This is a genomic window from Pseudomonas sp. EB271-G4-1 (assembly GCF_058791355.1).
In genome coordinates this window covers 74,878-100,889 of the sequence record NZ_JBYTEO010000005.1, presented here as the reverse complement: position 1 = coordinate 100,889, position 26,012 = coordinate 74,878, and the positions used below count along the sequence as shown (strand labels likewise).

34 protein-coding genes are annotated in these 26,012 nt (G+C 57.3%); 22 read left to right on the top strand and 12 right to left on the bottom strand.

The genetic code is table 11. From position 1 onward, the window contains the following. Position 1 precedes the first annotated feature (1 nt). Together AC3WWR_RS04320 and AC3WWR_RS04315 are read left to right on the top strand one after the other, a co-directional pair. Positions 2-670: a response regulator transcription factor gene (locus tag AC3WWR_RS04320; RefSeq protein WP_168758715.1), complete on the top strand. Its 669-nt coding sequence runs from the start codon at positions 2-4 to the stop codon at positions 668-670. Continuing rightward, positions 667-1,980, top strand: a complete 1,314-nt coding sequence (locus tag AC3WWR_RS04315; protein ID WP_492598526.1) for a sensor histidine kinase — start codon at positions 667-669, stop codon at positions 1,978-1,980. The genes AC3WWR_RS04320 and AC3WWR_RS04315 overlap by 4 nt, the downstream gene beginning before the upstream one ends. 13 nt (positions 1,981-1,993) lie before the next feature. Here the strand turns inward: AC3WWR_RS04315 and dusA are convergent, their stop codons facing one another. Beyond that, the gene (gene dusA / locus AC3WWR_RS04310) at positions 1,994-3,004 is read right to left on the bottom strand and encodes a tRNA dihydrouridine(20/20a) synthase DusA (RefSeq protein WP_492598525.1); all 1,011 of its coding nucleotides are present in this window, start codon (positions 3,002-3,004) and stop codon (positions 1,994-1,996) included. Positions 3,005-3,107: 103 nt separating this feature from the next. Here dusA and AC3WWR_RS04305 point away from each other — a divergent pair, with 103 nt between their 5' ends. From AC3WWR_RS04305 to AC3WWR_RS04295, 3 genes are all read left to right on the top strand, one after another. Continuing rightward, positions 3,108-4,259 (top strand): tyrosine-type recombinase/integrase, encoded by a 1,152-nt coding sequence (locus AC3WWR_RS04305; RefSeq protein ID WP_492598532.1) that lies wholly within the window; start codon positions 3,108-3,110, stop codon positions 4,257-4,259. 144 nt (positions 4,260-4,403) lie between these two features. Then, positions 4,404-5,528: an AAA family ATPase gene (locus tag AC3WWR_RS04300; protein ID WP_492598524.1), complete on the top strand. Its 1,125-nt coding sequence runs from the start codon at positions 4,404-4,406 to the stop codon at positions 5,526-5,528. Next, positions 5,528-6,562, top strand: a complete 1,035-nt coding sequence (locus tag AC3WWR_RS04295) for a hypothetical protein (protein WP_492598523.1) — start codon at positions 5,528-5,530, stop codon at positions 6,560-6,562. The genes AC3WWR_RS04300 and AC3WWR_RS04295 overlap by 1 nt, the downstream gene beginning before the upstream one ends. A gap of 88 nt (positions 6,563-6,650) precedes the next feature. Here AC3WWR_RS04295 and AC3WWR_RS04290 read toward each other — a convergent pair whose 3' ends face one another. The 10 genes from AC3WWR_RS04290 to AC3WWR_RS04245 form a co-directional block, all read right to left on the bottom strand. Next, on the bottom strand, positions 6,651-6,926 hold the full coding sequence (locus AC3WWR_RS04290) for a pyocin activator PrtN family protein (RefSeq protein ID WP_492598522.1): 276 nt from the start codon (positions 6,924-6,926) through the stop codon (positions 6,651-6,653). Positions 6,927-7,121: 195 nt separating this feature from the next. After that, positions 7,122-7,508, bottom strand: coding sequence for a hypothetical protein (locus AC3WWR_RS04285; protein ID WP_492598521.1), 387 nt, complete (start codon positions 7,506-7,508; stop codon positions 7,122-7,124). 74 nt (positions 7,509-7,582) lie between these two features. Then, positions 7,583-8,395, bottom strand: coding sequence for a DUF2303 family protein (locus AC3WWR_RS04280; RefSeq protein ID WP_492598520.1), 813 nt, complete (start codon positions 8,393-8,395; stop codon positions 7,583-7,585). A 40-nt stretch (positions 8,396-8,435) separates the two neighbouring features. Beyond that, on the bottom strand, positions 8,436-8,786 hold the full coding sequence (locus AC3WWR_RS04275) for a YfdP family phage-associated protein (RefSeq protein WP_090453414.1): 351 nt from the start codon (positions 8,784-8,786) through the stop codon (positions 8,436-8,438). Positions 8,787-8,845: 59 nt separating this feature from the next. After that, positions 8,846-9,088, bottom strand: a complete 243-nt coding sequence (locus tag AC3WWR_RS04270; RefSeq protein ID WP_492598519.1) for a pyocin activator PrtN family protein — start codon at positions 9,086-9,088, stop codon at positions 8,846-8,848. After that, positions 9,085-9,468: a hypothetical protein gene (locus AC3WWR_RS04265; protein ID WP_008056010.1), complete on the bottom strand. Its 384-nt coding sequence runs from the start codon at positions 9,466-9,468 to the stop codon at positions 9,085-9,087. The genes AC3WWR_RS04270 and AC3WWR_RS04265 overlap by 4 nt, the downstream gene beginning before the upstream one ends. Continuing rightward, a complete protein-coding gene (locus AC3WWR_RS04260) occupies positions 9,465-9,740 on the bottom strand; it encodes a hypothetical protein (RefSeq protein ID WP_492598518.1) in 276 nt (91 codons plus the stop codon). Before AC3WWR_RS04260 ends, AC3WWR_RS04265 begins: the two co-directional genes overlap by 4 nt. Positions 9,741-9,750: 10 nt before the next feature. Beyond that, on the bottom strand, positions 9,751-10,122 hold the full coding sequence (locus AC3WWR_RS04255; protein WP_492598517.1) for a hypothetical protein: 372 nt from the start codon (positions 10,120-10,122) through the stop codon (positions 9,751-9,753). Beyond that, entirely contained in the window at positions 10,119-10,325 is a 207-nt protein-coding gene (locus AC3WWR_RS04250; RefSeq protein ID WP_492598516.1) for a hypothetical protein, read from the bottom strand. Before AC3WWR_RS04250 ends, AC3WWR_RS04255 begins: the two co-directional genes overlap by 4 nt. Before the next feature lie 139 nt (positions 10,326-10,464). Then, a complete protein-coding gene (locus tag AC3WWR_RS04245) occupies positions 10,465-11,211 on the bottom strand; it encodes a S24 family peptidase (RefSeq protein ID WP_492598515.1) in 747 nt (248 codons plus the stop codon). Positions 11,212-11,310: 99 nt separating this feature from the next. Between AC3WWR_RS04245 and AC3WWR_RS04240 the strand changes: the two genes are divergently transcribed. The 7 genes from AC3WWR_RS04240 (at position 11,311) to AC3WWR_RS04210 (ending at position 17,134) form a co-directional block, all read left to right on the top strand. Further along, positions 11,311-11,538, top strand: a complete 228-nt coding sequence (locus AC3WWR_RS04240; RefSeq protein WP_008056019.1) for a transcriptional regulator — start codon at positions 11,311-11,313, stop codon at positions 11,536-11,538. A gap of 138 nt (positions 11,539-11,676) precedes the next feature. Further along, complete coding sequence (locus AC3WWR_RS04235; protein WP_414920556.1) at positions 11,677-12,165, top strand: phage regulatory CII family protein; 489 nt, start codon at positions 11,677-11,679, stop codon at positions 12,163-12,165. Next, positions 12,158-12,364 (top strand): TraR/DksA C4-type zinc finger protein, encoded by a 207-nt coding sequence (locus tag AC3WWR_RS04230; protein WP_492598514.1) that lies wholly within the window; start codon positions 12,158-12,160, stop codon positions 12,362-12,364. Before AC3WWR_RS04235 ends, AC3WWR_RS04230 begins: the two co-directional genes overlap by 8 nt. Then, positions 12,361-15,057 (top strand): bifunctional DNA primase/polymerase, encoded by a 2,697-nt coding sequence (locus tag AC3WWR_RS04225; RefSeq protein WP_492598513.1) that lies wholly within the window; start codon positions 12,361-12,363, stop codon positions 15,055-15,057. Before AC3WWR_RS04230 ends, AC3WWR_RS04225 begins: the two co-directional genes overlap by 4 nt. Before the next feature lie 328 nt (positions 15,058-15,385). Continuing rightward, positions 15,386-15,865, top strand: coding sequence for a hypothetical protein (locus tag AC3WWR_RS04220; RefSeq protein WP_492598512.1), 480 nt, complete (start codon positions 15,386-15,388; stop codon positions 15,863-15,865). A 193-nt stretch (positions 15,866-16,058) separates the two neighbouring features. Beyond that, entirely contained in the window at positions 16,059-16,397 is a 339-nt protein-coding gene (locus tag AC3WWR_RS04215) for a phage holin family protein (RefSeq protein WP_492598511.1), read from the top strand. Between the two features lie 5 nt (positions 16,398-16,402). Further along, positions 16,403-17,134, top strand: a complete 732-nt coding sequence (locus AC3WWR_RS04210; RefSeq protein ID WP_492598510.1) for a hypothetical protein — start codon at positions 16,403-16,405, stop codon at positions 17,132-17,134. 40 nt (positions 17,135-17,174) lie between these two features. On the opposite strand, the gene AC3WWR_RS04205 is transcribed toward AC3WWR_RS04210, so the two are convergent. After that, positions 17,175-17,825, bottom strand: coding sequence for a hypothetical protein (locus AC3WWR_RS04205; RefSeq protein WP_492598509.1), 651 nt, complete (start codon positions 17,823-17,825; stop codon positions 17,175-17,177). Between the two features lie 285 nt (positions 17,826-18,110). On the opposite strand from AC3WWR_RS04205, the gene AC3WWR_RS04200 reads away from it, so the two are divergent. From AC3WWR_RS04200 to AC3WWR_RS04155, 10 genes are read left to right on the top strand one after another with little or no spacing between them, the layout of a single operon-like run. Then, the gene (locus tag AC3WWR_RS04200; protein WP_492598508.1) at positions 18,111-18,608 is read left to right on the top strand and encodes a hypothetical protein; all 498 of its coding nucleotides are present in this window, start codon (positions 18,111-18,113) and stop codon (positions 18,606-18,608) included. A 37-nt stretch (positions 18,609-18,645) separates the two neighbouring features. Next, positions 18,646-20,646, top strand: a complete 2,001-nt coding sequence (locus AC3WWR_RS04195; protein WP_492598507.1) for a phage terminase large subunit family protein — start codon at positions 18,646-18,648, stop codon at positions 20,644-20,646. Between the two features lie 3 nt (positions 20,647-20,649). Further along, entirely contained in the window at positions 20,650-20,871 is a 222-nt protein-coding gene (locus AC3WWR_RS04190) for a DUF6148 family protein (RefSeq protein ID WP_492598506.1), read from the top strand. Beyond that, entirely contained in the window at positions 20,868-22,478 is a 1,611-nt protein-coding gene (locus AC3WWR_RS04185; protein ID WP_492598505.1) for a phage portal protein, read from the top strand. Before AC3WWR_RS04190 ends, AC3WWR_RS04185 begins: the two co-directional genes overlap by 4 nt. A gap of 2 nt (positions 22,479-22,480) precedes the next feature. Continuing rightward, positions 22,481-23,833 (top strand): S49 family peptidase, encoded by a 1,353-nt coding sequence (locus tag AC3WWR_RS04180; RefSeq protein ID WP_492598504.1) that lies wholly within the window; start codon positions 22,481-22,483, stop codon positions 23,831-23,833. A 41-nt stretch (positions 23,834-23,874) separates the two neighbouring features. After that, a complete protein-coding gene (locus AC3WWR_RS04175; RefSeq protein ID WP_492598503.1) occupies positions 23,875-24,288 on the top strand; it encodes a hypothetical protein in 414 nt (137 codons plus the stop codon). Positions 24,289-24,327: 39 nt separating this feature from the next. Beyond that, a complete protein-coding gene (locus AC3WWR_RS04170) occupies positions 24,328-25,272 on the top strand; it encodes a Mu-like prophage major head subunit gpT family protein (protein WP_492598502.1) in 945 nt (314 codons plus the stop codon). Positions 25,273-25,307: 35 nt separating this feature from the next. Then, positions 25,308-25,550: a hypothetical protein gene (locus AC3WWR_RS04165; RefSeq protein WP_492598501.1), complete on the top strand. Its 243-nt coding sequence runs from the start codon at positions 25,308-25,310 to the stop codon at positions 25,548-25,550. Further along, on the top strand, positions 25,540-25,728 hold the full coding sequence (locus tag AC3WWR_RS04160; RefSeq protein ID WP_492598500.1) for a hypothetical protein: 189 nt from the start codon (positions 25,540-25,542) through the stop codon (positions 25,726-25,728). Before AC3WWR_RS04165 ends, AC3WWR_RS04160 begins: the two co-directional genes overlap by 11 nt. Then, entirely contained in the window at positions 25,721-26,008 is a 288-nt protein-coding gene (locus AC3WWR_RS04155) for a hypothetical protein (protein WP_492598499.1), read from the top strand. Before AC3WWR_RS04160 ends, AC3WWR_RS04155 begins: the two co-directional genes overlap by 8 nt. The last annotated feature ends 4 nt before the right edge of the window (positions 26,009-26,012 follow it).

The following is a 26,012-nucleotide window of genomic DNA, read 5'->3' as shown; positions in this document are numbered from 1 at the left end:
GATGCGTTTGCTCCTGGTGGAAGACCACGTGCCGCTGGCCGACGAACTGCTGGCCGGCCTCAATCGCCAAGGGTATGCCGTGGACTGGCTGGCCGACGGTCGCGACGCGGTGCACCAGGGCAGCACCGAACCCTACGACCTGATCATCCTCGACCTCGGCCTGCCGGGGCTGCCCGGGCTTGAGGTGTTGACGCGGTGGCGTGCCGGTGGCTTGGCGACGCCGGTGCTGATCCTCACCGCCCGCGGTTCCTGGGCCGAGCGCATCGAAGGCCTCAAGGCCGGCGCCGACGACTACCTGACCAAGCCTTTCCACCCCGAAGAACTGCACTTGCGCATTCAGGCGCTGTTGCGCCGCTCCCATGGCCAGGTCAATCAACCGACCCTGAAGGCGGGCGGGCTGCACCTGGACGAGGGGCGCCAGTGCGTGACCCGCGATGGCGCCGACATCCAGCTCACGGCCGCCGAGTTTCGCCTGTTGCGCTACTTCATGTTGCACCCGGAACAGATCCTCTCCAAAAGCCACCTGGCCGAACACCTCTACGACGGTGAAACCGAGCGCGACTCGAACGTGCTGGAAGTCCACGTCAATCACCTGCGCCGCAAACTCGGGCGCAGCGTAATCGAAACCCGTCGTGGGCAAGGTTACCTGCTGGGTGGACAAGCCCGGTGAGGTCGATCCAGCGCCGCTTGAGCCTGGGCCTGATCAGCGTGATGGTGATCGTCGGCCTGGTGTTGGCGCAAACCAGCCTGTGGCTGTTCGAAGTGGGATTGCAGCGCTACCTCGAAGCCGGGTTGCGCAACGACAGCGAAAACCTGTTGATAGCGCTGGTGCGCGGCCCCCAGGGCTTGCAACTGGATGAGCGACTATTGTCGCCGGCTTATCAGCGGCCGTTTTCTGGCCATTATTTCCGCATCGATTTCGCCGACAGCCATTGGCGTTCTCGTTCATTGTGGGACCAGGAACTGCCACGCCTCGAGCACCCGGGCCTGGAAAGCAACCTGCAACTGGGCCCGGAAGGCCAGCAGTTGCTGGTGCTGCGTTCCGACTATCGGCGCCTGGGCCAGTCGATTTCCATCAGCGTGGCCCAGGACTACACCCCGGTGCGCGAAAGCTTCCAGCGCATGCAGCAGATCGGCCTCGGCCTGGGACTGGCGGGCCTGCTGCTGATCCTGCTGCTCCAGCGGATCACCGTGCGACGCGCCTTGCGCCCGTTGGAAAAAGCCCGGGAACAGATCGCGCAACTGCAACAGGGCCAACGCTCACAACTCGACGATCAGGTGCCGATCGAACTGGAACCGCTGGTGACCCAGATCAACCATTTGCTGGCCCACACCGAAGATAGCCTCAAGCGCTCGCGCAATGCCCTGGGCAACCTCGGCCACGCCCTGAAAACCCCGTTGGCGGTGTTGTTGAGCCTGGCTTCCAGCGAGCAACTCGACGCGCACCCGCAACTGCGCCGGGTCCTCAAAGAGCAACTGGAACAGGTCCGCCTGCGACTCAATCGCGAACTCAACCGCGCCCGCTTGAGCGGCGACGCCTTGCCGGGGGCCTTGTTCGATTGCGATGCCGAACTGCCGGGATTGCTCGCCACCTTGAACATGATCCACGGCGAACACCTGCACCTCAGCTATGTCGCGCCCACCGGCCTGCAACTGCCCTGGGACCGCGAAGACCTGCTGGAACTGCTCGGCAACCTGCTGGACAACGCCTGCAAATGGGCAGACGCCGAAGTGCGCCTGAGCGTGATCGAAACCGCGCAAGCCTACGAGTTAAATGTGGAAGACGACGGCCCGGGGATCCCCCAGGACCAGCGCGACCAGGTGTTCAGCCGCGGCACGCGCCTGGATGAACAGACCGACGGGCATGGCCTGGGCCTGGGTATTGTGCGCGACATCGTCGACACCTGGGGCGGGGAGTTGCTGCTGCACGAAAGCGAGTGGGGCGGCTTGAAAGTGACCATCGAGCTGCCCAAGCGCTGAAACAGCGGGGCGCTCAACGCCCCTCGAGCAACCCGGCCGCCTGATCCAGCAAGGCCAAAGGCTCCTTCGCCTTGTGGATATCCACCGACAGCAACTGGCGAAACTTGCGCGCCCCCGGAAACCCGGTGCCCAGCCCCAGCACATGCCGGGTGATGTGGTGCATCGCCCCGCCGGCGTCCAGGTGCGCAGCGATATAAGGCCGCAACTGCGCCAACGCCTCGGCGCGCGTGATCACCGGCGCCGTGCTGCCAAACAACTGCTGATCCACCTCGGCCATCACGTAAGGGTTGTGATAAGCCTCACGCCCGAGCATCACACCGTCGAACGTCTGCAGATGCTCATGACAGGCTTCCAGGCTCTTGATCCCGCCGTTGAGAATAATCTCCAGCTCCGGAAAATCCGCCTTCAACCGCGCAGCCACGTCATAACGCAACGGCGGAATATCGCGGTTCTCCTTCGGCGACAACCCCTCCAGAATCGCAATCCGCGCATGCACGGTAAAACTGGTGCAACCGGCATCACGCACCGTACCAACGAAATCGCACAGCTCTTCATAACTGTCACGGCCATTGATCCCGATCCGATGCTTCACCGTCACCGGAATCGACACCGCATCGCGCATCGCCTTCACACAATCGGCCACCAACTGCGGGTGCCCCATCAGGCACGCCCCGATCATATTGTTCTGCACCCGGTCACTGGGGCAGCCCACATTCAGATTCACCTCATCGTACCCATGCTCCTGCGCCATCCGCGCACAGGCCGCCAAGTCAAGCGGCACACTGCCACCTAACTGCAACGCCAACGGATGCTCGGCCTCGTTGTGCCGCAGGAACCGCTCGTGATCGCCGTTGAGCAAGGCACCGGTGGTGACCATTTCGGTGTAGAGCAGGGCGTTCTTCGACAGCAGGCGCAGGAAGAAACGGCAGTGCCGGTCGGTCCAATCCATCATGGGTGCAACACTAAACCGTCGAGACAGCGCAGGGCCTGAGTTTACTGGTCTGGAGTGGGTGTTCTGTACCATTTTGCTCTACGTATTTTCAGCGTGTTTTAGGGCGTTTTCGGGCGTTTTTTGAGTGTCGGTGGTACGATGTACCACTTCAAAACTGACGCGTACCACTTTCGATATGGCGACTATCAGGGCAAGAAAACTGGCGGATGGGACTGTGAGCTACACGGCTCAGATCCGCATCAAGCGCGACGGAGTGCAAGTCTACCAAGAGAGTCAGACCTTCGCCCGGAAACAGGCGGCGCAAGCGTGGGTGCGGCGACGTGAGGCAGAACTCGATCAGCCTGGCGCAATCGAGAGGGCGAACCGCAAGGGTGTCACCGTGGAGGACATGATCACGCAGTACTTGGGTGAGATGGAGAAAGTACGGCCTTTGGGCAAAACCAAGGAGGCCACTCTTAATGCCATTGCTGCGTCAGAGTTTGGTCAGACCATTGATTCTGACATTAACAGCCAGCGTTTGGTGGACTTTGCTTTGTGGCGAATGAGCAAGGAGGGCGGCGGCGTTCAGCCCCAGACTGCTGGCAACGACCTCGCACATCTCGGCGCTGTACTTTCAATTGCACGGCCTGCTTGGGGTTATGAGGTAGATGCTCATGCGATGGCGGACGCTCGGAAGGTGCTAAGGAAGCTGGGCTACAACATGAAAAGCCGTGAGCGGGACCGTCGACCTACGGCGGATGAGCTCGACAAGGTTTTTGAGCACTTCTTTGAAATGCTTGCTCGCCGCCCCACTGTGATCCATATGCCCAAGGTCATTGCATTTGCGATCTTCTCGACGCGACGCATGGACGAGATATCTCGCATCTTGTGGGAAGATCTGGATGAGCATCGTCGGGCGGTGAAGGTGCGGGATATGAAAAACCCGGGGCAGAAGATCGGCAACGATGTTTGGTGTCATTTGCCAGATGAGGCGTGGCGGATTGTGCAGAGCATGCCGCGTGAGTGCCCTGAGATATTCCCTTACTGTTCCGATTCTATCGGCACTGCTTGGGCCAGGGCATGCAAGGTAACTGGGATCGTGGATTTACATTTTCATGATTTGCGTCATGAGGGGGTGAGTCGGTTGTTTGAAATGGACTGGGATATTCCGCGCGTATCAAGCGTGTCGGGGCATAGGGATTGGAACTCTCTGAGGCGATACACTCATGTCAAGGGTCGAGGGGATAAGTATTCAGCTTGGAAGTGGTTTGAGAAGATTGTTGGTTCAAGTGTGGCTCTTGGTGCCAGGACTGGATCAAGGTTTAATTTGAGTGAGAGTAATAATTAGCCGGATAGTCTAAGTGGGGCGTAGTGCTATTTGGTATTTAAGTGGATTTATATATTCAATGGCGGCGAAATAATGAGTGATGACTTGTTTTTGTGTTTGTGGTAAGATCGCGCGAATATACTATATATGAAGATGGTGAATTAATTGGTTAAGTTAGGGTCGTTAGAGTTTTACAATTCCCCAAGAGTTGATCGCTCTGTTGGGTTTGAGTTGGATCCTGATAAGCAATTTTTTATAATGACTGGATACAATGGTGCAGGAAAGAGTCGGATAATTAGCATTATATCTGAGGCTTTTAGTGTCGCCAGATCTGGAAAATTTAATAGTGCGATTTCTCGTTGGGTTTTTGAGGCCGGTCTGAGTAATGGTGCTAAAGTACGTGCCCTAAAGATGGAGGTCGGCGGTGCTTCAAAAGATGACATAGAAAAATTAGGGGGATCATTTAACGATGTTGATGCTGATTTGAGTGATATGTTTCACGCAGCTAAAAACATGGTCCTTAATCGCTCAAAGACAAGGTATACGAATGATTCTGAGCAAGAGAGTGAGCAGCATTTCTGTATAAGTGGTGGGTTTGTGCCGACTTCTCTTCCTTCGGGAGACATTGCTCAAGTTAATTTGGTGTCCTTTATAGATGAGTCTCTTTATTTTAACTTTCCCCTGAATGGGGCGGACTTGGCGCTTGAGGATAAAGCGATAGAGTCTAATATCGATAGAACTCTGTGGCTTTTGATGTATGCATATATAGCTAAGCGATTAAATCAGAATCACATGAATGCCTTGTTAGATAGGCTTAATTCTTTCGAGAAGAATGGTAATGTGGATTTTGATAGCGATAATGTTAAGAGTTTGCTAAAAACGGCGATTCAAGAAATGAGAGAGGCATCCGACTTAGAAAATGGCCCCGTGTTTGCGGAGCTGAATAAGTTCTATGGTATGACCCATCGTAAGTTGATTTGGAAAAATGATACATTTCAGATGATCGTCCCGGACGAGGGGGTTATACCCTTCACGGCTTTCTCAAAAGGTGAGAAAACATTATTGGCCTTGTTGTTGGCTGTTTCGCTTTATGGTGATTCAGCTGTTTTCCTACTTGATGAGCCTGATCTTTCTCTTCATGTTGAATGGCAACGCATGCTCCTCCCCGCTATGCAGCGCTTGGCGCCAGAGTCGCAGTTTATTATTGGTACTCATTCGCCGTTCCTGATTATGAATACACAGTCTGAGACCGTCGTTAATCTTGCTAAGAAATTCAAGGAAAGCAATTGATGAACGATGCTCAGGATGTGTCATTTGATCTCAGTGGAGGGGTGGGTGATAGCCTGAAGTACTTCAATATTGATGGTACGGAGGCTGTTCACGTAGATGTATGGGTTGAGGCTCTTGAGGATAAGATTGTCTGGCAGGATTTTTTGCGCAATACTCAAGATTTCAAATTCAATCTAAAAGGGCCAGATGAGGCGATATCGGCGGATGGAAAAAGATCAACGGGATGTGATCGTTTGTTCGCACTAGAAAAGCAAGGGGTTATAAAAGTAGGCAAGGATTGCATTTTTTGCCTTGATAGTGATGACTCTTTTATCAAGAGTTTTGTTCCTGGTTACACATCGAAAAAGCTTCCTAGGGATCATGTGTATGTAACAAATATCTATGCGATAGATAATGCATTTTTGTATTTAGATCATGTGGATCTTTCGCTGAGGGGGAATATCTGTCAGGGTGATCATAATGTTAAGGTAATGCCCTCTCAGTTTATTCTTGATGTTTCAAAAGTTATTTATGAGGCGTATGTTGCGCTGAACTACATTGAGGGCTTGGGCCGTGCGCAGGAGTTTTCGGTTGCGCGAAAAATTGTACATAAATCTTTGGATGGACTAGCAAGCGTTTCTTTTGATAATTACAAAGATTGTTCGGTATTCAAAGGTTTTGAAAGTGAAATTGCTGCTGTTTTCGTTAATTCAAATTCTGCCATTGATGCTATAGGTCGCGAAGGATTCGAGACTTACAAGCAAAGTTTGGCCGGTGTTGGGGTTACAGAGGCAAACGTCTATCTTTTTGTGCGAGGGCACAATATTTTCGATGTCGTAGCGACTCTTTATGATGACGTGAGTGATGAGTATAAGCAGTTAGAAATAAATCGGTTGAAGAGTGCTTATGCGAAAAGTTGCGATAAAGTTGCGCACGTTGAAGAAGTTTGGCAAAGGTTTTCGGTGTTTGTAAAGACCAAGTTTACGATGGGAAGAGTAACAGTTCCGTATCTCCAGCAGACACTTGACCGGTTGTCGATAGATTACTCATTCTAATTGTTTTTGAAGAAAGTACACATGAGCAGCAATTTAGAGGTGCTCATCCAGGTGCCCGCGAAGCTGGGCGCCTGGGGTTAGCAGTGAATCAGCTTGCTCGGCGGAATCCATTGAGCTGGTTAAATTCCTTCACCGCAGCCTCTCGTTGCAAATCTAAGTAAGCCGCCAGATCAGTGATGTGGACGCCTCTGGCGCTTTTTTGGCTCGGCTCCATCCGAGTGATTGGGATTTTTATCTGCCCAGCCATGACTTTGCGCTGGAACATTTCGGTTGTTAGGTGCGTGAAGTAGTCTTTGCAGACTTGGTCCAGGGGGATAATTGCCCGGCCATTATATTGAGCCATCAAAATAAAAGCGGTATTCATGGGCTGATCTCCTTGGCACGCCGCTCGATGCCTTCGGCTTGGCGCAGCTTGCTGCATTTTTGGTGATTGCCATGTGCCCGCGACTTGCAGCACTTCTCGCAAATGGTTTGTAAGTCGAGAGGTGGCATTTGTCCGCGGCGAATTCGGACTGTTCGGCGTAAGGCGATCATGCGGTCACCACTTGGATGTTCTCGATCATGCTGCGGCTCCGGGCTGAATGGTGCAACTGATGCGATTGGCCAACTCAATAACCTTCAGCGCTTGTTTTGGTGCTTTCCGTTGCGTCGACTCTGTGCCAGGCATTGCGCGCCACGTCATCTGGGCAAGGATCAGCGTTGTGTGGGCTTGCAGCAGAGTTTGATAGTCGGTGGAGGTGAGGATCGTCTCGGTTTCGGGAATACGTCCTAAGCGGATGATTTCGTTTAGGGCTGCAATGCGATCGCGGTGCCCTTTGAGCTCGGTGGCGTGAACTGTAGCGACTCGCGCGAAGGCCTGTAGGATTGCATTGCAGATGAAGTAGGCAGTCACCAACAACGCAATGGCTAGACCGGCAGCGATGATGATCAGGTTTAGAGTTTGCATGTGCTGTGTTCCTCGGTAGAGCCCGCCGCCGGGATTCTTGGTGAGAGGCCGACGACGGAGTTTTGCGGTGGGTATTAGCCCAAGTTGAAGCTGCCGATGGTCAACTTCGCGGCGGCGCCGACTTCATGCTGAACGACATCCTTGAATTCTTGTGCGAGGTCCTCGCGCAGTTGTTCTTCGCCAATCCAGCGCAGGCGCAGTAGCGGCTTGTCACCGCCGGTGAGGACAGCAACACGGAGTCGCATGATCTGTACTTTCAGCCCTTCGTATGGCTCAACGGTGAATAGGAATTCAGTGGGCAGGCCTTCCGATGATTTCGCTTCTATCTGGTCCATCGCCGAACGGGATGCGCTCAGGTCGCCGACGACATGTTCACTTTTGCGTGCTTGCTCGATGCTGATGGAGCGGATAGCGCTCGCGGCTTTGCGCAGATTGATGTGGCTGTCGTCCGCTGCAAGGGCTTGGAGGTTCGACGCCCAATCCTCAATCCAGTCGCTCAGATCTTTCTGCGCAAATTGGATGGTGGCGGCACGCTCCAGCGCTCGGAAGGCGGCAGTTTTTCTCAGATTGAGGGTCGCCGTGAAGTCGCCGTGTCCTGGTTCTTTGGTGTTGCCCAGGTTGAAAATCACGGTGCAAGACATGGCTTCGGCATCGACAAAACCAGATGCGACGACTTCTGCGCTTTGTTCCATCACGTAGTTGCCGAAGTCCAGCAATGAGTGGGTGGTGAGCGCACCGCGGAAGCGACTGCGAGCAGCTTGAAACTTCTCGATGCTGTGTATCTTCTGATCAGACGGCAGCACCAGCGCCGGAGTGAAGGTGCTCAGCGGCTTGGCATAGGCCAGTACGGCGGTGTCTTGGATCAACTGAATTGCTTTGGCTTCCATTGGATCGTTTTCCTTTTGGTGAGAGGCATGGATAGAGCAGTTAGGACTTCGCGTGAATTGGCGCGGCGTCTCGGTTGAACAGCTGGCCCGCGCGAGGAGCCTCGGCAAACAAGGTGAGGCGCCCGCCCTCATTGACATGCATCGGCGTGTCGAGGGTTGTGTCTTCGCTGCGGCTGCCGCGTTTGGTTGGCACCTTGTAGGCGAGCTTGTGGTTGACAGTTACCTGGTGGCTGTCGGCAATTTGTTTAAGCGTGAAGGTCAGCGTGACGGAGCCGACCTTGCCGTTGTCGACAACGCCCGATGCAACTTCCGAAAGGGCGTGACCGATCTGGTTCGCGAAGACGCCCGCGTTGAGTTCGCCGATAAACTCGGCTGTATCTGTTGGTTTCATGTGCTGTGCCTCATTGAGTGCGAGTTGTTTGCCCCTGGACGGCAGGGGCCACCGATGAATCAGGCCGCTTGCTTCGCAGCTTGGGCGTCGAGGAAGTCGGCCAAGTCGTGCAGGTAAACCACGCGCTTCGCCCGTGCCGAGTTGTGCAGCCGCTTGACGACCAAGGCGATCCGACCGGCCTTGATCTCCTCCAGCAGGTAGCGGTCGGTCCGGATGTGTGTGAAGTAATGTTCTCGGACTGCCGTCAATGACGGGCAGGGTGTGGCGAACTGTCTGCGAAGCAGGTCGAGGGTGGTGCTCATGCGGCTTCCTCCCCGAACCCCTCCGATCGGGGCACCAGCTTGAGGCGTATCAGTTCGGCCAGTCCTTCTTTGCTTTTGCCCATCGCGGCGGCGCAGATTTGGCCTTTGGCATCAGCCACCACGGCACCGAATGGGTACTCCGGCGAGTTGGTAGGGGTGACGTAGGCCACTTGCCCGTCTTGAATGACGTTGTTGACGCAGCGAAATACCTCCGCCAGATCGGTACTCAGCACTGGCATGCTTTCCAGCAACTGGACGGCTTCCGTCGAGGCGCCGATCAGCGTGGCGCGGCTGATGACGCCGGGGCAGTTGAGGAAGATCGGGATCAACTTCAGGGCGCCGAGGGCTTGGGTGTAGGCGTTGGCTTGATTGGTTTTCATGCGGCGGCGTCCTTGTTCGTAATGGTGATGCCCAGCTTCTTTGCCAGCCATTCCACCCCGGGTTCTTTCACCATCACTACGGCGTAGTGAACCGGTTTGCCTATCGTGGGATTCCAGCGGACGCGGGGGTCTGAGTACAGACGGCCTTGGTCGCGATACTGACTGGCGAGGTCACCGCCTCTGTTCAAGATGCCCAGCTCCCGCAACCTGGTGCGGAAGGCGCGGGGCTTGATGCCGAGCACTGCGGCGGTTTGGTCCAGGGTGCGGTTCATGGCGCTGTCCTCAGGCGGCGATCAGTTTGCGAACGCGGTCAAGCAATGCTTCCGAGTCGGCCAATGCCTGATCAATTTGCGCCAGTCGGCCGGACTGTTCTGGTGGCGCGGGTTGCGCCGACTCAATCCGGCCGTTCGCAATGTCCTGGATGAAATCTCGCAGGTGCAGGTGGTTGGCTCGGTCTGATCGCTTGAGGGTCAGTTCGCCGGTGTGGCCGCCCAAGTCAACATTGATGAGGACGGTGGTGTCGGTGAGCTCGACTTCAAAGCTTGCGTGGATGGTTTGCTCTGGTCTTTGAAGGGGGCACACGGCGGCGCCGCCGACCTGCAGCATGTGGTGCAGGAGCTCTTGCTTTGCGAGTGGGATTAGATAGCTGTTCATGCTGCGTCACCCCCGAAAGGCCAGGAGCTGTTATCGACGGCGACGATGTCGAATGGCTTGACGGCTTCGGTGCGGCCTTTAGCGCTGGTGATTACCAGCAGTCCGGTGCGGCGCTGGATCGCTTCAACGGCGGCCCGGCTACTGCATGCGGATGGGTGCAGGTAGACCGGGCAACGGGTGTTGCTGTGCTGTGTGGTTTGCATGGCTCGTACTCTTGGTGAGAGGTAGATACGAGTGTAAAATTAGCAACGGCTAAATAAACATGCAATAGCAAATGCTAAATTAGTTTTTCGATTAGCAAAAAAAAACCCGCACTTGGCGGGTTCTTTGATGCTTGAGGTCCTACAGCAACACGGAATACCAGAAGACCTTACCGATCACGATGATCTCGTTTTTGATGAGGTCAGTCGCGCTGTACTCTTCGTCGGGATGCTCTTCACGATTGTAGCTGCGCATTCTCAAGCCCCCGCCAGGTAGGCGGTATAGCGTCTTAACTCTTAGCTGACCACCGTGATTCAGCGCGTACATTTTTCCATCTGTAATGGCTGTACAGCCCTGATCAACACCGACCGTGCTGCCGTGTGGCAGTACAGGCTCCATGCTGTTGCCGTTAACTGTTACGCATACGGCCTCATTCGCCTGAACGTTTTGCCGCCGAAGCGTCATCTTTCCGAATCGAAGTTTTTGCTTGTGGGACTGATGAACCGCAGTCCGGCCGCTTCCCGCGGACAATTCAACTTCCTTAAGGAAAGGCACGTAAACCTCGTCATCATCCAAGGGGGTATCGTCGTCCCAGACGTCGATAGGGCCGAGGTAATAAGCATTGCTGTCGACTGACTGATTCTCAGATGGTGGCAGCGTTCCGGTTGCGGAGGCGCGCATCGAGACAGATGGCGTAGTGAGGGTTCCCTCAGCAAGGCCGATTTTCGCTTCAAGATTCGCGGCCGCTTTTTCGCCCAACGATCTATGCCCATTGAGTAGCTGGGAAAGGTACGAGGCATCCAGGTTGTAATGCTCGGCGAACTCTTTCTGGGTTCTTTCACCCATCAAGTCGCGCAAAACTTGAATTCGCATTTTCTTTATATCCATTTGCCAATCATCGCCTTCCGTTAGCAAACAGTAAATTACGGTTTGCTATTGCTCAATGCATTAGCAATTGCTAATCTCGGCGCTCAGAAGGAGGTGTGTATGACCTTGCACGAGTATTTGAAAAGTCTTGATAAGGCATCGCTGGATGCATTCGCGGGCCGATGCGGTACGTCAGTAGGCCAGTTGAAACAGGTCGCTTACGGCAATCGCAGGGCCAGCGCCGCTTTGGCGGTAGGCATCGAGCGAGAGTCTGCGGGTTCAGTCACCTGCGAACAGCTTCGTGCAGATATCGACTGGGCTTATTTGCGCGGCTCCAAAGGAGCTTAAAAGGTGCCGAGCTGGGGCCTCTCACCAAAGATCCCCCAGCTCAGCTACGACGACACACAGCACATGCACATCGGTCGTGGTCTTAGGATAGGGTCTGCCCTGGTCTATGGCTACACCGTAAATAGGGGATTTACGGTTATGAGTCGCACAGATCTTTTGCCGGACGCTGGTCCGGTCCTTCCATTGCGACAGGCGATCTATCGCGCTGGTCGTGATTACAAAGGCGGAATCACCGCCCTTGCCTTTGACATGGTGTTGGACAACGACACTCTTCAAAAGAAACTCAAGCTCGATGAAGAGCGCCGTTGGCTGAACCCTGATGAGCTTGAAGAGTTGATCAGGCTCACTGGCGATTCGCGCTTACTTGATGCGCTGATGCGCCCGGCCGGCGCTGTCTGGTATCGCCCGGTGCCAGTACCGGCAACGCGGGATGCCCTGAAGGCCGTCGGTAAGTTGCTTGGCGAAACCGGCGAGTTCGTGGCTGCCATGCACGATGGTGCTGCCGACAACGTATGGGAGCTTCACGAAGTTCTCGATCTTGAAAAGCAGGGCATGGATGTGATCCGCGAAGTTCTCGGCATCATGGCAGGCGCTCGTCAGGCAATGGAGGATCGTGTCCATGGCTGACGAAATCGATCGCGCCAACGATCAGGCGCAGTACTTGCTCGACGTTGCTCTTCAGCGCCGTCGCCTTGCACCATCAAACCGCGTCAGTGCGCAGTTCTGTGTGGATTGCGACGAAGCCATTCCGATACTTCGACAGCAGACGATTGCAGGTTGCCAAACCTGTGTCGACTGCCAAGGGTTGCGGGAGGTTCGGCGATGAGTGAGCCGGCAAAAGGAATAGCCATCGCCACATGGGCAAAACGCTACATCGATACTTTCAACTTCGCCTTGGTATCCATTGAACCAGGTGAAAAAACCCCGAAGGGCATGGGGTGGAACAAACCGGGCGGTTACATCACTGATGCCGCCACCGCTGAAGCATTCTGGCAACGAAACCCTAATCACAACCTAGGCGTCGTACTCGGGCCGAGCCGTGTCTGTTCGCTGGACGTCGACGACGTTCAGTGGACGCGGCACGTGTTGTTTGAGCTGCTGGGTGTCGATCTGGATGCCATGGCGTTGGTGTATCCGACTATTGTTGGTAACCCGGCGCGCTTCCGGGTCGTGTTCAAATTGCCGGAAGGCATTGAGCTGACCCGGCACTCTCTTTCCTGGCCGAATGAAAAAGACCCTGACGGTTCGATTCACAAAGGCCTAATGGATAAAGCCAATGCGGCGAAGGAGCAGGGTGACGTAGATGGGGAAGCCTTGGCCCGCGCTGAGGCTAAAAAGTACAAGCGCCTCACGGTGTTCGAGCTTCGCGCTGGCCTGGTACAGGACGTGTTTCCGCCTTCGATTCATCCGGGTACCGGCAAGCCTTACACTTGGAGAACCCCACCGAACGCCAACGACGGCCTGCCGACGCTGACTGTCGATCTGCTGAACATCTGGCAAGGCTGGGAATTTTTCAAACGTGATGCCGAGGCAGCCTGCCCATGGGCCATCAAGCCAGCCACGGCGCCGGCGAAAGTCATTAAGCGTTCAGCGTCTACGGTGGGTAAGCAGCCATCGGTGATCGACGAGTTCAACCGCTGCCACGATATCGAGGAACTACTGCGCACTCACGGCTATATCAAGCGGGGTAGCAAGTGGCTTTACCCGCAGAGCAGCACCGGTCTACCAGGTGTGACAATCGCTGACGGCAAGGTCTACTCGCACCACGGTGCCGATCCGCTCGCGAATGGGCATCAGAACGACGCCTTCGAGGTGTTCTGTTTGCTCGAGCACGACGGCGATCAGTCGAAAGCGGTGAAGGACGCTGCGCGTATGTTGGGTCTGCAGCGTTCATCGCGGCCTGATCCGCAGGATCTTCCCCCGACCCCATCCGGTGATGTGAGCGAGCCGAGCTGTGCGAACGACGCCATCGGCGAGGCTGCTCCGGCTCCTGACGGGGGGGCGGGGGAGGCACTGACGCTCGACCATTTACTTCGTCGTTTTGCGCTGGTCGAGGGCACCACGCAAGTGTGGGACTGCGATCAGTCGCGGGTGATGAAGAAGGCCGCATTTGAAGCGCGCGTGGGCAAGCCGCTGGCCAAGGCGTGGCTAGACGACATGGGCAAACGGTTGATTGCTGATGAACACGTCCGCGACATTGAGCAAGCGCGACGCATGGCGGGTAAGAAGGGCGGCGCGCTCGGTATGCCGCCGACTGATCGGTATGTGTACATCGATGGCACCAAGGATGTCTGGGATCGGGAAAAGAAGCGGCGTATTGCCGAAGGCGCCGTGAAGATGGCGCTGGGTGACACTTATCCGCTGTGGCTCAACAGCAGTGAGCGGCGCACCGTGGATGTCGAACACATAGTGTTTGATCCGACCATGAGCAAGGACCCTGCGGTGTACATCAATACCTTTGATGGCCTGCCGCTGGAACCTGTCAGGGATGATGAAGCTTGCGCCAATCTGCGTTGGCTGATTTCGTTTTTGTGCAACCACGATGAAGCGGCGGCCCAATGGCTGGTTCGCTGGTTGGCGTACCCGTTGCAACACCTGGGCGCCAAGATGGACACCGCGGTACTGATGCACTCGATCATGGAAGGCTCGGGCAAAAGCCTGCTATTCGCCGATGCACTGGGCATGCTGTATGGCCAGTACGCGGCCACGGTCGGCCAGACACAGTTGGAGAGCAACTTCAACGCCTGGCAAAGCCGCAAGTTGTGGTCAGTGTTTGAAGAGGTTGTGAGCCGTGACCAGCGGTACAACCAAGTGGGCAAGATCAAGCACCTGATCACCGGTAAAACGGTGCGAATGGAATCGAAGTTCATCAACGGTTGGGAGGAAGCCAACCACATGAACGCGGTATTCCTGAGCAACGAAATTTTGCCGTGGCCGATCAGTGACAGTGACCGGCGGATGCTGGTGATGTGGCCTATGGAAACCTTGCCGGTCGAACGGCAAAAGGCGATCGGACGAGAACTAGAGCAGGGTGGAGTCGCGGCGCTATACGCCTGGTTGTTATCGGTCGATCTGGGCGACTTCAACCAGCGGACACGCCCCCCCTCGACGGATGCCCGCGAACGATTGGTGGCCTTGAGTCGGGCCGGATGGCAGACGTTCTTGCATCTGTGGAAGTACAGCGAGTTGGGCCAGGGGCTTTGGGGGCCGTGTCTCTCGACCGACCTCTATTCGCTGTTCCTCGAATGGTGCCAGCGCAATAAAGAGCATGTGATGAGTCAGACGAAGTTCTCACTGTTCATCAGTTCCGAGGTCGATAAGACGCGGGCGATTCCCTGGACCGATGGCAGCAACCGTCGTTTTGGCGCGTTCTTCTTCCCCGTCGATCAGGACGCTTCCCCGCCCCCATCACTGAAGGCGGCCGAGCTGGGCAAGCAGGTCGACAACTGGCGTGCAAAGGCGAAGCTTGCGGGCTGGCATGTGGACAGTTGGGACCACATCAAGGCGGCTGCCGCATGACTATCTCTAAAAGTGTGTTGGGTGTGTCGGGTGTGTGTTGGGTTGATTTCAGATACCCCACACAGATTGGAGCCTTATTTTTCGGCGGTTTGCGGGCTTTGTGTCGAGTGTGTTGGGTTTCGCTACGCGTGCGCGCATGCGTGACGTTAGATGTTCGGTTTCTGATGGCTGATTATTTTCTTCATGCGAGGACGGAAATACCCAACAAACCCAACACACTAAACACAACACGATTAGGGCTATTGATTTTAAAGGGTTTTGTTTGTGTTGGGGTTGTGTCGGGTTGGGTGTTTTTTGTGTCGGGTTCGTTTTTCGGGGGAGAAGGGCAATGATCCAGGCAATGGAAGTACTGCTGAAGCACTGGGGCGATCAACTTCGGCTCAATGGCGAAAGCGGCGGCATGGGCAGTCCGATGGCAACGATCATGGAGTGGGGTGGCTGCGCACCACGCGGCACGCCTGGATCCCGAGTCCTCCTTGGCGCTGGAGCTGGGCCTGATGCAGTTGCGCAGGATATCGCCGCTGCCCTGTCGGAGATCGGGCGTCAGGGTGAGCAGGGTGATCGGCTGATGCGGTTGGCGAGCCTGCGTTATGGCGATGATCCGGCGCCGACTTGGCTGATGCAGTTGCATCTGCTGGGGATGGAGTCTAGAGCGAAACAGACTTACTACGACCAGGTGCACCGTCTGCATGAGCGGTTGCTGGAAGTGCTGGCCGAACGAGCTGACGCCCGTAAGTGGCTTACCGCTGGTCGGGGCGTTTTGCCTCAAAGTCTCCTCAAAGTTGCGTCAAAGTTGCGTCGAGTCTGATAACCGAAAATGACCCCTTTTCGGTTTCGTACTCAGGGGGTAAAAAGTCACCACGATATGAATTTTGCGCCTTGGCGCTGACCCGAGCACGTGCTGTGCACTCCGTCCTGGCTAACATCATGACATTGAAACCCTGCCACCCGGCGGGGTTTTCTTTTTTGTGCTCGGCACACTCCTTCACTTGAGGCACAACATGACAAATGAGCAGCAAGCGCTGGCAGAGATGCCGATCTGGTTAGTGATCGTTCTGGCTCTCGTTGGAGGTGTATCCGGAGAGATGTGGCGAGCCGATAAGGATGGGGCGCGCGGCTGGGCGCTATTGCGGCGCCTGGCACTTCGCTCCGGTGCCTGCATCGTATGCGGTGTGTCGGCAATGATGCTGATGATCGGCGCGGGCATGACGATCTGGACTGCAGGCAGCCTGGGTTGCCTGACTGCGATGGCCGGTGCCGATGTTGCCATCGGCCTGTACGAACGCTGGGCCGCCAAACGCCTTGGCGTCAATGAGTCGCCAGCAATTGATCGCGAGTAAGGGCCATGATGCGGCTTGAGATGCGCGATAACATCGACAAGGTCGTGCGAGATATGCGCGGGCTGGCCCGTAACAAGGTGCCCATGGCTGCGGCCAAGGCATTGACCTTCACGGCTGAGCGTGTGCAATTAGCTGAGACGGCCGAGATAGTCCGCGTGTTTGATCGCCCAACCCGCTGGACCTTGAACTCGATCTACAAGCGCGGAGCCAGCCCCACCAGGCTATTTTCTCGCGTATGGGTCAAGGATGAATCCAGCTCCGGTGTTGCCGCCTCGAAATACCTGCCGGTGCATATGGACGGCGGCAGTCGTCCACACAAGCGATTTGAAAAGGCCCTGATTCACTACGGCCTGATGCCGGCGGACATGTACGCGGTGCCAGGTCAGCGCGCCCGAATGGATGGCAGTGGCAACATCAGCCGCGGCCAGATCATGCAGATACTGTCTGCCCTTGGTGCTGCCGAGCGTGTATCGGGTTTCATGGCCAACCGCACGGTGCGCAGCAAGCGGCGCAATCGCAATGCCCCTGACTACTTCGCTGGTCGCCCAGGCAATGGCACGGGTCCGCTGGGTATCTGGCAACGCGTCGGCAGCGGTGCGCGCCCCATCCTGATCTTCGTCAAGCGTCCGACCTATCGTCGTCGCTTCGACTTCTATGGTGTGGCCGATCGTGTCGCTACCGCCGAGTTCGAACCGCTGTTTCGGCGGGCATTGGCCAGGGAAATGGAAAGGGGCTGATATCTCTTTCCATGTTCCCCTATAACGTGGTTACGTGAATTCAGGAGACGCTCCTAAGAGCGGTAATGGCGTCCGCGATTTGTTCTCTAGCGTTTTGGGTTCTCCTCGCTAAAGTACCTATGGCCATCAGGTCACTGTCAGTGAAGTTTGTAATCGGCTCGGGAGCCAGCCTGTAAGTTTTACGGAACTGTGCTTCGCATCTGTAGCCAGCAGCATAGAGAAAATCTGAGTTCTGGGTGTCGAGGGAGTGCAACTGCTCGCAGGCATTGATGAAATTTTTTGTCTGCGGCCTATCTGACAACGCAAAAAAACGTGCTGGAATGTTGGGTAATTTATCAAGGTTAACGGCAAGGCGATCGTCAGGTAAAAACGTAACCGGCGTCCCTGGCGCTACAGTTGAGTACCCTTCAGTCACATCAACCAGCTGACCGCTAATGTTTTTATATACTGCGTGGTGCATCGCTTCAATATGACTTCCGGGCCAGATGTTAATGAGCCAGCCAAGTACTACCGAGCCTCCATGGTCATTTACGACTCGGGCAACATTCCAGTAGCAGTTGCCTATGGGCAGAGGGTTTTTGGCCACTGCTATTTTCATCAGCTCATACTGAGCATCCATAAAATCTAGGAAGCTCTGTGCATTTGGATCGCTCAGTGCCATTGCTTCATAAGCTGGGTCGATAAAATCCATGTTGTCTTTGTCTGTCCTAGTTAGAAAAATAATGTAGTTGTATATCCGAACTGGCGTGGGTTTCGCAAGGCGTGACGGTTTCGGTTCTCGAGGCACCCGAAACCTAAAGACGATCATCGATTGCCGGCGACTTCGGTGCTTATCGTGCGGAAATGGAAATCTCCACCTCTTTTCAATGGGTCCTTTGGGGCGATGACGGAATTGGGGTAATTCGAACCCCGATCTTTTTGCAGATTCAACCCGACATAGGGGGTTCCGCTTCCTGTCCAGTCCTAGGAGATGACCATGCCAACACAGCGCGAGATAGCCGATCACCTGGACATGAGCGAGCGCAATGCCCGCGAGGTGTTGAAGGGGTTGAGCATCAGTGACTGGCAGGCGGCCAGCCTGGACGAGATCCGGATCGCGTACATCCGCGACCTGCGCAACAAGGCGGCGGGGCGTGGGGGCAGCCAGTTAGAAGAACTCAACGCCGTGCGGATTGACGAAGGGCGGGTAAAGGCGGCGAACGGGCGTCTGCTATATCACGAGAAATTGCGGTCGCTGATCCCCAGCATGGAAGCGGAGCGCGTGCTGTCCGACTGGTCGGCCTTTGCCAACCGGGAGTACCTGGGCGGCGTTGAACGATTAATTCAGGAAATCGAGAACGTGCAGAAACTCACGGTTGATCGATCTGTGGTGGCCAAAGTTGCTGGACCTACAACCGAACGAATTGCAGGCTACGCGCGAAAACTTGGCGCAGAGCTTGTTGGCAGCAGCGGGGAAATTCAACCCGCCGCGTGATGTGCCCACGGCGGAGTACTTGAGCACGGAGTTTTACTTGCCCGCTGAAAGCGGTGTGCTGCACGGCCTGTACGACTTCCACTACACGCCGTACTTTCTCGGTGTTGCCGCGGCGCTGGATGATCCGCGCGTCAGCGAAGTGGACCTGATGAAAGCTGCGCAGATCGGCTGGACCTGGTTCCTGATCGGTTATCTGTTCAAGTTTGTCCAGTTCCTGCCCCGGCCGATCATGATCTTGTTTGCCAAGGAAAAGGACGGGAAGAATTTCCACGACGAGAAGCTCAAGCACGGCGTGATGGCGAACAGCGAGGTCAATCGGTTGATGCCGGTCGACACCAGCCGATCCTCCGGCAACCGCTGGGACCACAAGAGTTTTCCCGGCGGTTTTCTCAAGTTGGTCGCCTCGAACTCCCCCGGCAACGTGAAGTCGACGTCATCGGTGGGACTATCGGTGGTTGAAGAACCTGATGACACCAGCGACGACGTGAAGGGGCAGGGCGATGCGATCGCCCTGCTCGAAGAGCGTGGTAAGCGTTATCCCGGTTCGAAAATGCTGGTAGGTGGAACCCCGGCGATCAAGGGCGCGAGCAAAACCGAGGCGCGCTTGGCCCAGACCGATTGCCGAGTGCTGCCGATTGTCTGTCATGCCTGCGGCCAGGCTCATGTGCTGGACTTCGCCCATATCAAATACCTGGACATCAATGAAGGCGTCGAGCCGCACGAAATCTATGGTCGTGCGGATCCCGATACCGCCGGATATGCCTGCCCGCATTGCGGGGAAATCTGGGACGACTACCAGCGTAAAGAGAACATCCGCAACACGGTGTTCAACGCCGTGGAGGCGGGTGATCCATTCTGTGGTTGGGTAGCGACCAAGCCTTTTGCTGGGCGTGCCGGGTTCATCGAACTGAACGAGCTTTATGCGTGCCTGCCCGGTACGAGCTTGGCAAACATCGTGCGCGAGCAGCTCAACGCCGAGCACCAGGCAGCCATGGGCAACCTGTCGCTGCTGATCAAGTTCGTCAACCAGAAACAGGGTCGAGCGTATGAGTACAAATCGGATCTGCCCGAAGCCGACAAGCTGGCGGAGCGGGCCGAGGATTACCCGGAAATGTTCGTGCCCATGGGTGGCCTGGTGATCACCGCGGGCGTCGACGTGCAGCACGATCGCCTGGCGGTCGTTCTTCGCGCCTGGGGCCGTGGCGAGGAGTCATGGTTGCTCTACTGGGGTGAGATCTACGGAGAAGTGGTGTTGCCAGGGCAGGGCGTTTGGCTGGATCTGGAAAAGCTGCTGTTCTCGCCGATCACTCATGCCTGCGGCGCCAAGCTGAAAGTCTTGGCCGTTTCGCTGGACACCTCGGACGGCACCGTTACCCAGGATGCGGCCTATGCGTTTTGCCGTAAGCATCAACAACGCGGTGTGATGGCGATCAAGGGGGCCAGCGAGCGGGGCAACAGCCGGGACGATGAACGCAAAGAAATCTTCAGTGCGCCTCGCCAGGGTGTGGACACCGACAAGGAGCAAAAAGCCTCGAAGTACGGCCTACGCCCTTACATCGTCGGTACGTCGCGGGCCAAGGATCTTTGGATCGAAGGCCGGCTGCCGTTGACTGGCGAAGGTCCTGGTCGGATGCACTTCTACAAGACCGTGCGACCGGACTACTTCCGGCAGATTACCGCCGAAGTGAAAGCCCCCAGCCGGCGGCACCACTATCGCAAGGTCTGGCAGAAAAAGGCGGGCGAGCGAAACGAAGCCACGGACTGCGAAACCTACGCGCTGCATGCGGCCCGTTCGCTGAAAACGCACCTGCTCAATGAACACGATTGGGCTGCACTGGATGCGCAGATCCGGCAAGGCGGTTTGTTTGATTCGCCACCACCGGAACCCGACATCAAGCCGGATTCAGACCCCGCACCGGCGCCGGATAACCCGGTACCGAAACCATCCGCTGAACCCAACGAGCTCCCGCCTTCTGGCGGGAGAGTTGTTTCTGGGCGCCGCACTGCTATGCGCGTGCTCTCTCAACGCAGGAATTAATCTATGGCCATCACCCTGGAACAGGCGCAAAGCCAGCTTCAAGCCTGGCTCGACGCAAGCATGAAGGTCAGCCAGAAGCAGAGCTACCGCATCGGCACCCGCCAGCTGAACTACGCCGACGCGGCGGAGATCACCAAGATGATCGATTACTGGCAGCTGCAGGTGGATCGACTGGCCAGCGGTCGCCCTCGCGGCATTATCTTGCGCGGGATCACGCCGTTATGAGCCGCGGGTCGAAAGCCCCCCAACCGACGTTGTTGGATCGGGCCATCAATTGGTTGAACCCCGTGCAGGGTGCGAAACGCATGCATGCGCGGATGACGGTGACGGCGCTGGGCGGATACAGCGGCGCCTCGAAGAACAAACGCTCGCTCAGTGCCTGGAATCCGGGTGCTGGCAGTGCAGCCTCGGATCTGCTGCCGGATCTGCCAACGCTTCGGGAACGTTGCCGCGACCTAGAGCGCAACAACCCCATCGGCGGCGGCGCGATCAACACGGTGGTAACCAAAACGGTCGGTACCGGGTTGGCGCTGAAGTCGGTGGTCAACCGGCAGATCCTCGGCTGGGATGAGGACACCGCGCGTGCTTGGCAGCGCAACACCGAGTCGTTGTTCAAGTCGTGGGCGGAAACCACGGCGTGCGACATCACTCGCGAACAGAACTTTTATGGCTTGCAGGACCTGTCCTGGCGTTCAGTGCTCAGTAGTGGTGATGTCTTTCCGCTGTTGACCCACAAAGAACGCCCGGGTCAGCACTACTCGGCCTGTATCCAGCTGATCGAAGGCGATCGGGTGTGTAACCCGGACAACAAGGCCGATACCGAAACGCTGACCGCCGGCATTGAACGTGATGCTGATGGGGAACCGATCAAGGCTCACATTCTGCGCAGCCACCCGGGTGCACTGGGTGTGCGAGAGCGGAAGTGGGATGAGCGACCGTTCTTCAATGAACGGGGTGGTCGGGCGCTGCTGCATTTGTATCGACGCAAACGTGTCGGTCAGCCTCGCGGAGTGCCGTACCTGGCACCGGTGATCGAGAAGCTCAAGCAACTTGATCGTTACACCGATGCAGAGCTGGAAGCCGCGGTGGTGTCGGCGTTCTTCGCGGTGTTCATCAAACCCGGCCCGGGGGGAGACCTCAGCCCGTTGGCCTCCGCAGCGACCGGCAACACGCCGGTGGGCGGTGATCGTCCTGCAGATCGCGCGGCCGGTGGCTGGGACGGCACGCTCAGCGGCGGCATTGTCGCCGAGCTGGATCCCGGCGCATCGATAGAGTCGGCGGCGCCCGGGCGACCAAACCTGGCGTTCGATCCGTTTGTATTGGCGATGTTGCGCCAGATCGGCATGGCCCTGGAGCTGCCGTATGAAGTGCTGATCAAGCACTTCACGGCCAGTTACACCGCCGCGCGTGCCGCCGTGATGGAGGCCTGGCAGTTCATCCGTGGCTGTCGTGATTTTCTGGGCAACGATTTCTGTCAGCCGGTGTACGAGCACTGGCTGGAAGAGGCGGTCGCCCAGGGCGACATCGATGCTCCCGGTTTTTTCGACCATCCGTTGCTGCGGTATGCCTACTGCGGGTCGATTTGGGTCGGTGATGGTCCTGGCACGGTGGATCCGCTTAAGGACATCAACGCGGCCAAGGCGCGTGTCGATCTTGGCGTCAGCACGCTGGCCAAGGAATCGATGCTCTACGACGGCAGCGATTGGGAAGAAAACCACGAACAGCGTGCGCTGGAAGTGAAACGTCGAATGGAAGACGGCCTGTCTGTCACGCCGGCCTCTCAACCTGAAGACCAGCTGCCGCAAAACCCCGACCTACCCGAACGGACCTGACCATGACCGATAAACCAACCGACGCTCCCCCGGCGCATCGGGTGACGGCGTTCGACCTGGTGTCGCGCGAGCCCTGGGCGATCACCCCGGACATGTTGCACACCATCGCGGCGATCGCCCGACGTGAAAACGATGGCCCCGAGGCTGTAGAGGCCCGGCAGGGGCGTCCGCTGCAGAACACTCGCAACGTGACTCAGCGCGGCAGTGTGGCGCTGGTACCAGTCACCGGCCCGGTGTTTCGCTATGCGAACCTGTTCACCGCCATGTCCGGCGCGACTTCGCTGGATGTCCTAGCCAAGGAGTTCACCGCGGCAGTCGATGACCCGCGCACCGACAGCATCATCCTGGTGATGGACACGCCCGGCGGCCAGGCCAGCGGCATCGCCGAGTTCGCCCAGATGATTCGGGCATCCCCGAAACGGGTGGTCGCGTACGTGTCGGGCAACGCCGCCAGTGCAGGTTACTGGATGGCGGCTGCGGCCCACGAAATCGTCATGAGCCGCACCGGTGCGGTCGGCTCGATCGGCACCGTGCTCTCGGTGCGCACGAACAAGGATGACGGCAGCGTCGAGATCGTCAGCAGCCAGAGCCCAAACAAACGCCCCGATTTTGCGACCGAGCAGGGCCGTGCACTGGCTCAGAACCATGTCGATCGCTTGACCACCATCTTTGTGGAGGACGTCGCGAATTATCGCGGTGTTGACGTCGATACCGTCCTTTCCGACTTCGGTCAGGGAGACATGCGCATAGGTTCAGATGCTGTTGCACTGGGCATGGCCGATCGTGAATCCACCCTTGAATCTTTGATTGCCGAACTCAACGGCAGCAACTCTGGAGATCGTTCTATGAGTACTACCACCACCCAGCCAAGTACGACCGCTGGCGATAAACCATCCATTGACCGCGCTTACCTGGCGGCCAACCACGCCGAGCTGCTGGCGACGCTGGAGCATGACGCTCACACCGCCGGTGCGAAAGCGGAGTGTGAGCGCATTCAGGCGGTCGAGGCAGCCGGCCTTCCTGGGCATGAGGAGTTGATCGCCTCCCTCAAGTTCGACGGCAAGACCTCGGGTGCGGAAGCCGCCAGCCAGGTGATCAGCGCGGAAAAGTCCAAGCGCACTGCCGCTTTGGCGGATATCCGCAGCACGGCGACCAAGCCCGTCCCTGCCGCAGCCGCACCGGACACTCCGGCGGCCGCGGCTGATCAGGAAGATCCCGAGGCGCCGCTAGAGGAGCGAGCCAAGGCGACCTGGGATGGCAACAAGGAATTGCGGGCTGAGTTCGGCGACTTCGGTGCGTACCACGCGTACCGCAAAGCTGAAGACAAGGGCCTGATCAAAGTCCTGAAGAAGTAACCCGGACCACACCCACCACCCTTTAGGCTTTGGAGATCCTCATGCCTCTTACTCTCGACACTCCCCGCGCTTACGAGACGGGCGACATCAATGATCTGGCTGTCGCTTCCGGCGTGCAGATCTTCGAAGGCTCGGCCGTCGGCATCAATTCGGCGAATGGCCTTGCGCGTCCGATGGCTGCTGGTGATCTGTTCGTTGGCTTCGCTGACCGCGGCGTAGACAACCGCACTGGGGCTGCCGGCGCGGCGCGCGTTCGCTTGCGTGAAGCGGGCAAGGTGCAACTGCCTGTCGCTGCCCTGGCCATCACCGACATCGGCAAGGCCGTGTACGCCACTGACAGCGGCACGTTTGTCCTCATCGCAGCCAGTAATAGCCGGATTGGCCATGTGCACCGCTTTGTCAGCGTTGGCGCGGGCATCGTCAAGTTCGCCGCGCAGGCCGTCCCGGTCGCGTAACACGCCGGCTTATCAACCCTTTCATCAGGAGATACACCCATGGGTGCTGAAGTACTGTCCAGCCGTGCCGTCATTGGCACGTTTTACGAGCTGCTCGAACAAAACGCCGGGGCGACCTGGATCGATCTGATCTCCAACCTCTTTGACTCCGACCAGGCCAAGGAAACGTATCCGTGGATTGGCGCGGTACCGACGCTGCGTGAGTGGATCGGCGGTCGCCACGCCAAGGGCTTTGTGAGCGCTGACCTCGAAATTGAAAACCTGCACTACGAAGCGACGATCGAGGTCCTGGTCAAGGAGCTGCGCCGCGACAAGACCGGGCAGCTGCGCATTCGCCTCGGTGAGCTGGCCGATCGCACCAACTCGCACTGGGCTCGCCTGCTGTCGGCCCTGGTGCTGAACGGCGAAAGCCAGATCTGCTACGACGGCCAGTACTTTTTCGATACCGACCACGAAGAGGGCAACAGCGGCCCGCAATCGAACAAGATCACCACCGACATCAGTGAACTGGCGGCCACGCTGCACGGAACCCCCTCGCGTCCGAGCCCTGAAGAGTTTCAGCAGGCCGTGGCCAGGTCGGTGACCCAACTGACCAGCCTCAAGGACGATCAAGGCGAGCCCATCAACGAACTGGCCCGCGAGTTCCTGGTGATGGTGCCTTTCGGTTTGCTGAGCGTGGCCCAGTCGGCGCTGACCGTACCGCGCGGTACCAACATCAGCGAGATCGTCATGCCGGACAACGTCAACGTGCGGGTGATCGGTAACGTCCGCCTGAACGCCTGGACCGACAAGTTTGTGACCTTCCGCACCGACGGGCGCCTGAAGTCGTTCATCCGTCAGCAGGAAACCGACGTGGTGATGAAGGCCAAGGCTGAGGGCTCGGAGTACGAGTTCGACAACGACGCGCACCAGTACGGCGTCGACACCTGGCGCAACGTCGGTTTCGGGCGCTGGCAGTACGCCGTCCTGAACCAACTGGTGTAAGCCTTCGGGCTTGCAACTCATTCGAGGACATCACAATGCCGAAATACACAGTCGATCAGAACATCACCTTGTTCGGTGGCGAGCTGATCCTGACGGCTGCTCAGGCCGGTGCGCGTGCGCACTGCCTGCAGGAGCTCAAGAAAGGCCGTTACCAAATCATCAGCCCGGTCCAGTTCAAGAAGGGAGAGGTGATTGTCATCCCGGGTGAGCCGGACAAGGCGCTGGCTCAGAAGGTCACCAAGGTCGAAAAGGACGCAGGGGGCGGCAATGGCGAATAAGTCCTTTACGGTGGTTAGCGGATCATTCCGCAAGCCGGATAACACCGAAGTCGGGGTCGGGGGCACGATTGAGTTGCCTGAAGACGTGGCCCAACGCTTCCGCAACCAGTTGACCGAAACTCAGCCCGGCGAATCGGCCAAAAAAGCCAGCATCGACAAGGTGGGCGCCGATGTTTGAGGAGGACCTTTCGGCCTTCCTTGAGGATTTCAATGTGGGTGGCCTGGTTGACGGCGAGCCCTTCCTGGCGGTGCGGGATATGCCGGATGAGATCCGTGCCATGGCCGGCATCAACAGTCAGTCGACCTACTACGAAATCCTGATCATCACCGCCGAGGCGGAGCGCCTGGGCATCGTCAACGGCAAGTTGATCAGCGTGGGTGGCGTGTCCTACAGGGTGCGCGACCGGCTGATGATCGATGACGGGGCGTTCAGTCTCGCTTCACTCACCAAGGTCTAACCCT